This is a genomic window from Prochlorococcus sp. G4PB16 (genome assembly GCF_059772465.1).
This window is the reverse complement of the sequence record NZ_CM186289.1, coordinates 426,055-435,700: the sequence shown is the minus strand read 5'-3', so window position 1 is coordinate 435,700 and position 9,646 is coordinate 426,055. Positions and strand designations below refer to the sequence as shown.

The window sequence follows — 9,646 nt, the reverse complement described above, 5'->3', positions numbered from 1 at the left end:
TATTTTTTTGCTTTTAGCTATTTAGTTCATAATAAACAAGCTATGGACTGTGCTTATTCTTTTTGTTTGAATGGAGTGTTAATTAACTTCCAAAATGACTACCTTTAGAGAAAGAATTAATTCACATCTCCCGATAGTGCTTCAGTTGTTAAGCACTGTATCATTGGTTGTGATCGCTCTGTCTGCTATTTGTGGATCTCAATCTTTGAAGAAATTGTCTTCTGCCCATGAAATGCCTAGCTCGGCAGAAGTGCATCACGATCAATGAAGTCCTGATCTTATAAAATGTACAAAAGGGCTTGTATAAGCCCTTTTTTGGTCTTGATTTTATAGGAAGGATAATTGGTCTGCATTAGGTTTGTTTATTGGCTCGGCTGTCCATTCTTCTGGGTCCCATTTAGTCATTAACGGTTTTAAAGCTTTAAGGTCTTGAGGACTTTTAACTGAAGAGATCCAATCTTCTTCTAGCCCATTTGGAATAATAACGGGCATACGGTTATGAAATTGTTTGACTAAATCATTTGGTTCGGTCGTTAGCACACAACAGCTCTCTAGTTCACATCCTTCTTTAGACATCCATCGATTCCAAAGTCCTCCTAACCAGAAAGTTTGAGAATCTTTTCTACCTATTAGATGACCTTTTTCTAGAAAACCACTGGCAGGTATCAAACATCTCTTATGCCTCCAGCTTGCACGAAAAAGTTTCTTCTCTTCAACACTTTCTGATCTCGCGTTAAATGGCTTTGGCCTTGTGTTATCAAAAGGATCTTTACTCCACTCAGATATAAACCCCCATAGCATTATGGATGTTTGTGTCTTGCCTTCATTCTTAAGAACAAGAATTGGAGAACCTGGTTTGATTAATATTTGTGGTTCATAATTTTGACTCAATCCCCTTGGTACATCTTTTTTTAAAAGTTCAGGTAAATTTATAAATTTAGTTAATAGCTGATATCTTCCGCACATCCTATTAATCCTTTAGACGCTTTTTGATCAGGATCATTTTAAAACTATTAGCGTTCATAAAATAATGGCAAAGTTCCTTGTGTAATTTCTTTTTTACTTGAATTTCTTGAAAATAGTATTTTCGAATATTGATCTACATAAGCTCAGTTCTTGTATGAAGGATTTGATTCTGGAATCTCTGATTGATTTATTAGTGTGACTATTTTATAGTCGATTTTCTATCCAATCATTGCTCCATTTGTAGGGGACAAGATATTCATCAAAACGCATGGTCTTAATAAATTCATCTTCATCCCTTTTTGCATTGCAAACTAGAAAATAAGATATTGGATGAACACTAAACCCATCCCAAGAGTAAGTAAGCATAAAAGTCCATTAGAATTTTATAACCTCGTGAAAAGGATCCTCTAAATAATCTTTCTTATCTACTCGTTCTTTTCTTAGTTTTGATTTGTAATCCACAATTATTAGTTGTCTTGTAATAGTGTCTTGCCAAATATCGTCTACACCTCCAGTAAAAATTATTCCGGTAACCTTGTAACGATGCATTAGTCCCCGATGAAGTGAGTTTCTCCAGTTATCTATTTCATGATGATCAAATGGAACAAAACAAATAGTCCTTTAGATGCAAATACTCTGTCGAACCTGCTTTTGTCTGCAATCGTTAAATTATTTTTTGTGAAACAGGTCAGAGGTTTCATTAAGAGTCCAACCTAGTGTCACTGGAGGATCAAGACCTCTTACTCCATCTAGATAAAAGCACCTTTGACACGTCAGAAAATTTGAGAAACGACCTCTACTAATTTTGAAATCTTCTTGTTGATTTGGCTTATAGAAAGAATACTTACGACTTCGAAGGCCTCTGGCTTCAATTGGTTCTTTTTTGATATTTCTTTTTGAGATCAATCATTTTTTGTAATCACATCAAGATTTCAACTGGATTTATTCGATATTTCGATCTATTCAATTTCTTCAGCGCAATTGTCATTCCCTATCAATTAAAAGATTTAGAACCTTTTACTTAATTGAGAAGGGATTTTTTAATTAATCGTTTATAAACATTTACAAGCTATTTTTCTGAAGATTTAGGTAAGGACATATTTTTGTAGCTCACAAATTCATTCAAATAACATAAGTTTTCCACAGCTCCTATATGCTTAATATTGACGAAATCTTTCTATAAAAGGGTTTCCAATAAAAAAGACCCTAGGTATGGTGTCCTGCGGGTCTGGGTGATGGGGATACTATTTCTAACTCTATTTCTCAGATAAATCAACCCCCCCCTACAGATGGTGTTCGTTTAAGCCTGAGATAAAACATATGGTGCTTTAATGTTGCCTAATCTGATTGATTTGATTATTATTTTGAAAAGCTGGGTGATGGGGATCCTTCAGCAGTTTATTTTGCCCTCATGAGATGAGGGCTTTTTTTTTGCTTATTTTGCTTTGTGGTGGACCTATACATTTAACTATTTTTAATTAGCCTTTATATGCTTGAAATATTCATCGTGTTTGAGCATTTAGTTTGTTCGATTTTTGGTATTGCAAGCGACGTATATTAGATGTTTTGAAATATATGACTTGACATTACCTATTAATTCTTGCTAGTACATGTGTACTGCTAAAGGTAAATGACTTCATCTGCTTCCCCGTATGCTGTCTTTAAGGCTGAGGAATGGGCATCTGCCGTAGCCCAGCCTATTGGAATTGGTCAATGTCTACGACTCACCCCAAAGAAACTTGCACCGATTAGATCTTCGGTCAAGAAGAAGAGTGGCAATTCCTTGAGAAAGAGATTCTCAAAAAAACATGTTCAGCTTGCGTTTGCTTGACATGTCAACATTTCAATTGTTCCAGCGACAATCATCGCAGAATAATTCTTTCGTGTCATGTACATCATCGTCTTATTCCTCATGGAGACCATTTGATTTCACGTTGTCTTCTTTGGATGCGGCAACGAGAGAAAGAGATTGGTTGGTGTCCAGAGGTAGCCTGACACTTGAATAGATCAATTTGCTTATTAGTGTTCCCATGCCATCTTTGATCAGTATGTGAGGTTTATTGGCTCTATTTACTAGGATTGTTTTTGTATTAGCTTTTGCTTTTCTCTTGCCCACTTGATATGGCTTTATAGTCAAGATCCAATTATTTAACGATGTCACTTTATATAGATATTGATAGATATATGAAAATTTAGTAGTCGATTAACCATTGACTATTGAATTTAATACCCTATATGTGATAGATGTATAAGGAAAGTAATTATTGAGTTATGTCTCAGTTATCCATCAAAGTTAGTGCTAAAGGTGATGCCTTGATTGCTACCTTGCAAAAGGAGATCTTTAACAGACGTCGTAAGAAGGTTACTGCTTCTCAAGTCGTTGAAACCCTTGTTGAAAGCGGTGCTAAATCTCAATCTGATAAACGTTACGCAGCTTCTTGGAAAAACTTAATTAAAGATATCGAAAAAGCAGCTAAAGTTTCTGAGGTTCATGGAAATAAGCCAGCAAATATTAGCGCTGATGAATGGGCTTTAATTCTTTCTCATCGCACACGTAAAGGCTCTGCTCCAAAAGCAGCTGCAGCAAAAAAAACCACAGCAAAAAAAGCTGTTGCAAAAAAAACGGTTGCTAAAAAGGCAACAGCAAAGAAAGCAGTAGCTAAAAAGCCTGTTGCTAAAAAGGCTGCAGCCAAAGCTAAAGCTGAGGTTTCTGCAGTTGTTAAGCCAAGTGCTGGTAGACCTGCTAGACGTGCACGCAAAGTCAGAAAAGCACCTGAAGCTGCTAAATAACGCTTACCCAGACCGTCAGGCGGCATGAGAGGTTCAATGCCTCTCGCTGGTATTTTTTGTAGATATCTTGTTAATATTTGTTTGGAACTGTTTGCTCAGGTAGATCTCTTCTTTTAATCAGTAACTATTAAACCTGCATTGCATAGAGCGTTGAATACCTTTTTTTTGCGTTCCATTGTTTTTTCAGTTGGCTGAAGCATATCAAGTATGGACGCAATACAACTTATTTCATAGGAGCCTTGGGAAATGAGAGCTGCATCACATATTTTGTTATTAGAGATAACTGGTTCTATACCAGTGAATTTCAATTTCTGAATAGATGCTTTTAAAACTTGTTCGAGATATTCTAGTTGTTCGTTATTTAATGTCTTTCTGTTTACATAATCCATTAAAACTAATGAGGGTGTCACTACGAAATCATCAAAATCATAATTTAACCACTTTCTAGGAATAATTATGATCTCTTTGGTTTTTTCTATTTTTAGGTATCTTTCTTATTCATATCGGCTTTATATGCATTGAGAGCATCTTTAATTCTTCCTGGAGCAAAAGGATTTTTACCTTTTGCCTCTTTCTGGGCTTCTTGCCATGCATTTTCGATTTCTTTCTTAGCTATAGGATCGTTATTGAAATTTGTGTATAGCTTCATCAGATACCAAGTACTTAACACTAATAGTCCAAGACCTAATAAATACATGAGACTGTCTCGATAATTGCGACAATCTAACCAATAGAATGAAAATTGCGCCTATAAATAAAAAAATACGTATACGCTATGCCACTTATCGTAGATCCTTCTAAAGATACGAGTAATGGAGTTGGAAAGATTTTTAGAACAATCAATATCACACTCGCTATCGCACTACCTTTGTCAGCAATTTTGGTGACTATCTTTTGGGGCTTAAAACATGGTTTCAGTAGTTTTATTTAATTTCAATAGAGAAATTATTTTTTATCCAAATAATGTTTTAATGAGTTCAACTAATAATTTGATGCTCCAAAATAAGATGCCTCCATAGATAAACCCTGCCAGACCAGAAGCCCAGTCATTGTAAATTTTCCACGAAATGATTATCACGAGGATTCCAAGAAAGAGTGAATATGTAGCCATTATTTTGTTGTCACTTTCAAGAGATGTTTGTGAAAAAGTTTAGAGGTCGGTATACCTAACTTTTGTTTAGTAGCAAACGAAGTGAGATGTATTTACCGAATCAATTTCTACGGTATGCCTCATCCCTAATAAATTAATTTAGGACATAGTAGTTGTGTCCTCCGAAAGTAAAGTTATGTACACTTCACTCTTCGATACTTTTTCTCTGATTCTTTAATTGCACCTACCAGAACTGTTTATGTGGTTTCTGATAATGCTTGAAGAGCTTAAGCGTAATCAACGTCAAGAGGAACTAGACAACATCTATGACTCCAGAAAAAGACTAGAAGAGAGCTATAAAGCTCGTATTAAAGTTCTTGATGAACGTAAAAAATGAGATAAATAAGGAACTTAAGGCATCGTCTCCCACAAAGGTTAAGGCTGCCCTTAATAAGAAGTAACTCTTCGTTGGTCTGAAGAATGTGTTTCTTAGCTCCTCCATTAGTTAAGTGAGGTTGCTTTTTTTCTAAATGTTCAAATGGTTTTTCTCAGAGCATTTCTTTGTACCTAAATCTATGAAAGTGTTAATTGTCTAGATTCTCTTTTTGGCTTTCTTCAAGTGCCTTTTTGCCTTCTTTGAGGGTTGTTCTGACCCACCAAACTGAAATACTTGTAATAGCAATGCCTAATGTCATTATTGAAATTATTGTTGAAGTCACTTCTCATAATCCTTAATTACTTGAGTTGATTTTGTTTTTTTAAGCAGCTCATCAGATCTCAAAAATTGATTTTTCCAGATTAAAAATTATTTTAATTGATGACTCTAAAATAATTTAAGAGAAAGATGAGGATAAATTCACTTGCTTTAGGCCTTCTTGATGATTTATACCGAGAATAATTGAAGATGAAAACTATGAAACTTCAAACTTCATTTAGTGTCCCCATAGAAAATATGGGTGACATAGGTGGAAAACACGAGGCAGTCAAAAGGGGAATGACAGCGATCGCTTCATACTGGGAGAGAGAGTGTGCTTTAAATCCTTCCTCACCTGCATGTCTTATTTTTGAGGACTAGTAGTTGATAGGACATAAGGAAATATACTTTCCTTGAGCAAATCGTTAATCTTTTACTACTCAATGAAAAGTGTTATAAAAACTTTGTTTGGATTATTTCTTTCCCTATTTTTAGTAATTAGTGTTCGCTTCCAGTCAGTTGAAGCACAGCCGGTGTTAATGACATCGGATGTTGTTATTGAAAATGATCAAAGTTCAATGGATTCAAAAAGTATTGAAGATCTTTTAGGACCAGATACAAATTTTCCATTTGATCCAGCAAATCACAGAGATGGGTCTAATCCGATCAAAAGAATTGGCAAAATAAGCGACGATAATTTGTAAATAGGTATCTTTTTATTTCTTAAGCAAAAGCTCTAAACGTTTTTTTTGTTCTTCAAGACTCTCTGTCTTTTCATTTCTTTTTGCTTCCATTCTATTTTTTATAGACTCATCAGCTTGTCTTGCGATACTTGCTTTCCTAAGGAAGACAAGGATTGAAATCACAGCAAATATAAGTGCAAGGGAACCCAATGGAACTATTGTTGCGCTCATTTCTTCCATTAGTAATTACATGCGTTATATAAACGATTCGCTTTCTGTTGATCCTCACATTTTTTTAGTTTCGTTTCTAACTCTTCCATCTCCTTTTGAGCCTGATTGATTAATTCCAATGACCATTGCCAGTTTCGCTCGTTGCAATGTTGTTTTGCAGAATCCCAGTCCATGGTTGGATTGATTTTAATAATGGGTTATTTGGTCGAGCAGAACTCTTATGACTTCCAGAGGATAACAAGTTTATGAACTAAATATTGTGTTTTTATCCTCTATTTGAAAACTTTATTTGTATTAACTTTGAGCTTATCAATTTAAACCCAACCTTCATCCTCATTTTGACTCTGCCTCTCTTAAGCTCTGAATATCATTTTTTATTCCATGGAAACAGCTTTTGCTTGGAGCCTTTGTCTGTCTGCCGTTGTTGTTTTGCTTTCAATTGGGCCACTAACTTATGGCCGAGTCAAAGCTGGATATTCGGCCGAAAATATGAGTGCTCCAAGAGCTTTATTTGATGAGCTCCCCGATTTTGGCAAAAGAGCTGTTTGGTGTCATCAAAATTGCTGGGAAAGCATAACTCTTCACGCTCCTGCGTGTTTGCTATGTCTGATTGCTGGTGTTGTATCTCCTGTAGCAGTTATAGCTGCGTGGGTTCACCCATTCGTGAGGTTTATTTATATCGGTGCTTATGTCGGAGATATTCCTCCAGCTAGGGGACTTTGTTGGGCATCGGGCCTTTTATGTTCAACTTTTTTGTATAAAGAGGGCTTAACTGCTTTGCTTTCCTCTTAATTGATCAACAATTAAACTTCTTGGCTTGCCAGTCTTAACAGGATTTAATCTATCAAGTACAACTGCTACTGCTGTAAACCAAGAACTTCCCTCTGGAATATTGGTTTGATTACAAATATGTTTTGGAGCTAGTTCAAGGGCATGATTCGTGTCTATTTCATTAATTACCTTTTGATACTGTTTTTCTAAAAGCTCAAGATCCTCTTTCTCGAGAATGTTGCCTGAACAATACCAATCTAGTGATGTTTTCCAATCCATTATCAGATGATACGTCTATTGTTTGATAATCTGCCATGCTTCTGAAGCACTATCGGCGTATTGAAAGAGACTCATATGTTCATCTGAGATAAGTCCGTGATCTGATAGGAATTGAAAGTTGATTACTTTCGACCAATAATCTCGACCAAAAAGAATAATTGGAATTTGATTTTTCATTCCTGTTTGACGAAGAGTCAGTAATTCAAATAGTTCATCAAATGTTCCAAATCCACCTGGGAAAAATACTGCTGCAACTGATCTCATTACAAAATGAAATTTTCGTAAGGCGAAATAATTAAATTTAAAGCAAAGTCCTGGAGTGATATATGAATTGGGATGTTGTTCGTTTGGGAGACTTATATTTAAACCTATGGATTTACAGTCGGCATCAAAAGCGCCTCTATTGGCAGCCTCCATAATCCCTGGGCCGCCACCAGTTACAATTACATGTGAATTGCAGTGTTCTTTTTGGTTTTGTCTGGAGACAATCTTTGCGAATTCTCTGGCCGAATCGTAGTAATGAGATATTGATTGTAAATTCTTTAGACGTGTTATTTCTCTCTGTAAATTAGATGAGCTCGGATCTTTGGTGAGAGAGTTCTTCGCTAGTTCAATTCTGTTCTCTATAGAGCTTTTATCAGATAGATTTGCACCTCCAAAGACGATGATTGTTGACAAAATATTTTGTTCTTCAAGGATTTTTTCTGGTTTATTAATTTCTAGAAGCATTCGTACCCCTCTCATTTCATCACTATTGAGTAACTCTCTATCTTCATGGGCTAATTGGTAATTGTTCGAACTAATAATTAATTCAAGGTTTTTACTAACTAGTTCTAGATCGTCACTTCTATTTTGAGTGCTCATCAAAATATGCCTCCTTGAGTTTTAATGCGGTAAGGAATTAGATCAATTCATCCATCTATCCATCCATGTGAAATGAATGGTGAAGTGGCTGATGCCATTATCTACATTCCCATCGCTCTTCTAAGTTTTGTCGCCTCGTCCAATCCCTCCATGATTGTGAATGTAGAATTAACTGTCGCGGCTGTACGTAGCTTTGATAGCTCTTGATATTCACTGGATTCATAAGCTTCTACTGCTATTCGCATTGATGGGAATTCACAAATGACGGCTAGGTTTGAATCTTCAGTTTTTTCTTTTCCTATTGGGTCTGTATCTTTCGCAAATACCTCCCCACCATTTTCTTTGAGCCATGGCCCAACTTTTACGACATATTCATTAAATAATTCTTGATTAATAACCTTTGCAGTTGAGATCCAGTACCCCTTGGCTCCTTTCTTATCCATTACCTTTGAATCAATTATGAATTTAGGATAGATCAGACATACCTCAAAAAAATTTTTTCAAATCAATGGCCTACAAGTCTCAATAATTTATTTCCATAGACTTCTTTTTTTTAAGAGATCTTCGATATTAGGCCATGCTGCAATTAGTTCCTTGAGGGCTTGTCTATTTGGAGTGTATAGCACACATGAGAAGGCACTGATGACATAAAAGGTAAACCACAATTTATTGATTGAGTAAACAGAGACAAAGGAGAATATAAAACTACCAATGAATACAAAAAATAGTGATCGATTTATCACTTCAAGTGGAGATCTTCTTAATCGTCTAAGCAATTTTTTTGTAGATTTTGTCTTTGAGAATTTTTGTGCCTCTATTTCTTCTTCTTTGATTAGTCTTTCATTTTCTTGATCCAAGATTTCGTTTGATCTGACAATATCCTCTATCTCTTCACTCGATAAGTTATCTAGAGGCTCTGAGTCTTTTTTTATTGCTGCCATTAGTTCAACAAACTTAAAAGTTAGATATTTATCTGCATCTACCTTACTAAAGCGAATGTTTGCATTTTGATTAATTGCCTAGACCAGGTGGAAAAGGAAAAACTTGTTCATCCCCAAAGATATCCTCCATACTCATCTCTTCACTTTGTGAATCCATTCCTAGAGCTTCTTCCTCGGATTCCATTCCCATTTCATATGAGTCACCTTCTCCATAATCCTCTGGTGGAACCCAGCCTTGTATTACAGCCTCAGCACTATTCAATCCAGAGAAAACAATGAATACGAATAAAACTAATTTGATTAGAAAATTTTTCATATACCCATGCTCTCATTACTT

The 9,646-nt window shown here is 35.6% G+C and carries 21 protein-coding genes; 7 read left to right on the top strand and 14 right to left on the bottom strand.

The genetic code is table 11. The features are described 5' to 3' along the window. Positions 1 to 327: 327 nt before the first annotated feature. The 3 genes from AC6EIZ_RS02535 to AC6EIZ_RS02525 form a co-directional block, all read right to left on the bottom strand. Entirely contained in the window at positions 328 to 966 is a 639-nt protein-coding gene (locus tag AC6EIZ_RS02535; protein WP_498512098.1) for an SOS response-associated peptidase, read from the bottom strand. Positions 967 to 1,170: 204 nt separating this feature from the next. Further along, entirely contained in the window at positions 1,171 to 1,332 is a 162-nt protein-coding gene (locus AC6EIZ_RS02530; protein WP_498512096.1) for a hypothetical protein, read from the bottom strand. Between the two features lie 9 nt (positions 1,333 to 1,341). Next, positions 1,342 to 1,515: a hypothetical protein gene (locus AC6EIZ_RS02525; RefSeq protein ID WP_498512095.1), complete on the bottom strand. Its 174-nt coding sequence runs from the start codon at positions 1,513 to 1,515 to the stop codon at positions 1,342 to 1,344. A gap of 1,081 nt (positions 1,516 to 2,596) precedes the next feature. Between AC6EIZ_RS02525 and AC6EIZ_RS02520 the strand changes: the two genes are divergently transcribed. Further along, entirely contained in the window at positions 2,597 to 2,797 is a 201-nt protein-coding gene (locus tag AC6EIZ_RS02520) for a hypothetical protein (RefSeq protein WP_498512094.1), read from the top strand. 72 nt (positions 2,798 to 2,869) lie between these two features. Here AC6EIZ_RS02520 and AC6EIZ_RS02515 read toward each other — a convergent pair whose 3' ends face one another. Beyond that, the gene (locus AC6EIZ_RS02515; RefSeq protein ID WP_498512092.1) at positions 2,870 to 3,082 is read right to left on the bottom strand and encodes a hypothetical protein; all 213 of its coding nucleotides are present in this window, start codon (positions 3,080 to 3,082) and stop codon (positions 2,870 to 2,872) included. 155 nt (positions 3,083 to 3,237) lie between these two features. On the opposite strand from AC6EIZ_RS02515, the gene AC6EIZ_RS02510 reads away from it, so the two are divergent. Beyond that, positions 3,238 to 3,756, top strand: coding sequence for a hypothetical protein (locus AC6EIZ_RS02510; protein WP_498512091.1), 519 nt, complete (start codon positions 3,238 to 3,240; stop codon positions 3,754 to 3,756). 113 nt (positions 3,757 to 3,869) lie between these two features. Here AC6EIZ_RS02510 and AC6EIZ_RS02505 read toward each other — a convergent pair whose 3' ends face one another. Further along, complete coding sequence (locus tag AC6EIZ_RS02505) at positions 3,870 to 4,145, bottom strand: hypothetical protein (protein ID WP_498512089.1); 276 nt, start codon at positions 4,143 to 4,145, stop codon at positions 3,870 to 3,872. A gap of 92 nt (positions 4,146 to 4,237) precedes the next feature. Further along, positions 4,238 to 4,405 carry a hypothetical protein gene (locus AC6EIZ_RS02500; protein WP_498512087.1) on the bottom strand — a complete coding sequence of 56 codons (168 nt, stop codon included), beginning with the start codon at positions 4,403 to 4,405 and terminating at the stop codon, positions 4,238 to 4,240. A gap of 126 nt (positions 4,406 to 4,531) precedes the next feature. On the opposite strand from AC6EIZ_RS02500, the gene AC6EIZ_RS02495 reads away from it, so the two are divergent. Next, positions 4,532 to 4,687, top strand: a complete 156-nt coding sequence (locus tag AC6EIZ_RS02495; RefSeq protein ID WP_269605837.1) for a hypothetical protein — start codon at positions 4,532 to 4,534, stop codon at positions 4,685 to 4,687. A gap of 433 nt (positions 4,688 to 5,120) precedes the next feature. Next, positions 5,121 to 5,243 carry a hypothetical protein gene (locus AC6EIZ_RS02490; protein WP_498512085.1) on the top strand — a complete coding sequence of 41 codons (123 nt, stop codon included), beginning with the start codon at positions 5,121 to 5,123 and terminating at the stop codon, positions 5,241 to 5,243. A gap of 187 nt (positions 5,244 to 5,430) precedes the next feature. Here the strand turns inward: AC6EIZ_RS02490 and AC6EIZ_RS02485 are convergent, their stop codons facing one another. Continuing rightward, a complete protein-coding gene (locus AC6EIZ_RS02485; protein ID WP_498512084.1) occupies positions 5,431 to 5,565 on the bottom strand; it encodes a hypothetical protein in 135 nt (44 codons plus the stop codon). Positions 5,566 to 5,759: 194 nt separating this feature from the next. On the opposite strand from AC6EIZ_RS02485, the gene AC6EIZ_RS02480 reads away from it, so the two are divergent. Then, on the top strand, positions 5,760 to 5,921 hold the full coding sequence (locus AC6EIZ_RS02480) for a hypothetical protein (protein ID WP_498512082.1): 162 nt from the start codon (positions 5,760 to 5,762) through the stop codon (positions 5,919 to 5,921). A gap of 62 nt (positions 5,922 to 5,983) precedes the next feature. Next, positions 5,984 to 6,244 carry a hypothetical protein gene (locus tag AC6EIZ_RS02475; RefSeq protein WP_498512080.1) on the top strand — a complete coding sequence of 87 codons (261 nt, stop codon included), beginning with the start codon at positions 5,984 to 5,986 and terminating at the stop codon, positions 6,242 to 6,244. 12 nt (positions 6,245 to 6,256) lie between these two features. Here the strand turns inward: AC6EIZ_RS02475 and AC6EIZ_RS02470 are convergent, their stop codons facing one another. Both AC6EIZ_RS02470 and AC6EIZ_RS02465 read right to left on the bottom strand, forming a co-directional pair. Then, complete coding sequence (locus AC6EIZ_RS02470) at positions 6,257 to 6,454, bottom strand: hypothetical protein (RefSeq protein ID WP_498512079.1); 198 nt, start codon at positions 6,452 to 6,454, stop codon at positions 6,257 to 6,259. Positions 6,455 to 6,462: 8 nt separating this feature from the next. Then, complete coding sequence (locus AC6EIZ_RS02465; RefSeq protein ID WP_269605828.1) at positions 6,463 to 6,627, bottom strand: hypothetical protein; 165 nt, start codon at positions 6,625 to 6,627, stop codon at positions 6,463 to 6,465. 208 nt (positions 6,628 to 6,835) lie between these two features. Between AC6EIZ_RS02465 and AC6EIZ_RS02460 the strand changes: the two genes are divergently transcribed. Next, complete coding sequence (locus AC6EIZ_RS02460; RefSeq protein WP_498512077.1) at positions 6,836 to 7,246, top strand: MAPEG family protein; 411 nt, start codon at positions 6,836 to 6,838, stop codon at positions 7,244 to 7,246. Here the strand turns inward: AC6EIZ_RS02460 and AC6EIZ_RS02455 are convergent. From AC6EIZ_RS02455 to AC6EIZ_RS02435, 5 genes are all read right to left on the bottom strand, one after another. Then, on the bottom strand, positions 7,223 to 7,504 hold the full coding sequence (locus tag AC6EIZ_RS02455; protein WP_498512075.1) for a hypothetical protein: 282 nt from the start codon (positions 7,502 to 7,504) through the stop codon (positions 7,223 to 7,225). The genes AC6EIZ_RS02460 and AC6EIZ_RS02455 overlap by 24 nt on opposite strands. A gap of 15 nt (positions 7,505 to 7,519) precedes the next feature. Next, positions 7,520 to 8,368 (bottom strand): LOG family protein, encoded by an 849-nt coding sequence (locus AC6EIZ_RS02450; RefSeq protein WP_498512073.1) that lies wholly within the window; start codon positions 8,366 to 8,368, stop codon positions 7,520 to 7,522. 101 nt (positions 8,369 to 8,469) lie between these two features. Next, positions 8,470 to 8,811 carry a DUF1330 domain-containing protein gene (locus AC6EIZ_RS02445; protein WP_498512071.1) on the bottom strand — a complete coding sequence of 114 codons (342 nt, stop codon included), beginning with the start codon at positions 8,809 to 8,811 and terminating at the stop codon, positions 8,470 to 8,472. Between the two features lie 87 nt (positions 8,812 to 8,898). Beyond that, complete coding sequence (locus tag AC6EIZ_RS02440; RefSeq protein WP_498512069.1) at positions 8,899 to 9,309, bottom strand: DUP family protein; 411 nt, start codon at positions 9,307 to 9,309, stop codon at positions 8,899 to 8,901. 70 nt (positions 9,310 to 9,379) lie between these two features. After that, on the bottom strand, positions 9,380 to 9,625 hold the full coding sequence (locus AC6EIZ_RS02435) for a hypothetical protein (RefSeq protein WP_498512067.1): 246 nt from the start codon (positions 9,623 to 9,625) through the stop codon (positions 9,380 to 9,382). Positions 9,626 to 9,646 lie beyond the last annotated feature (21 nt).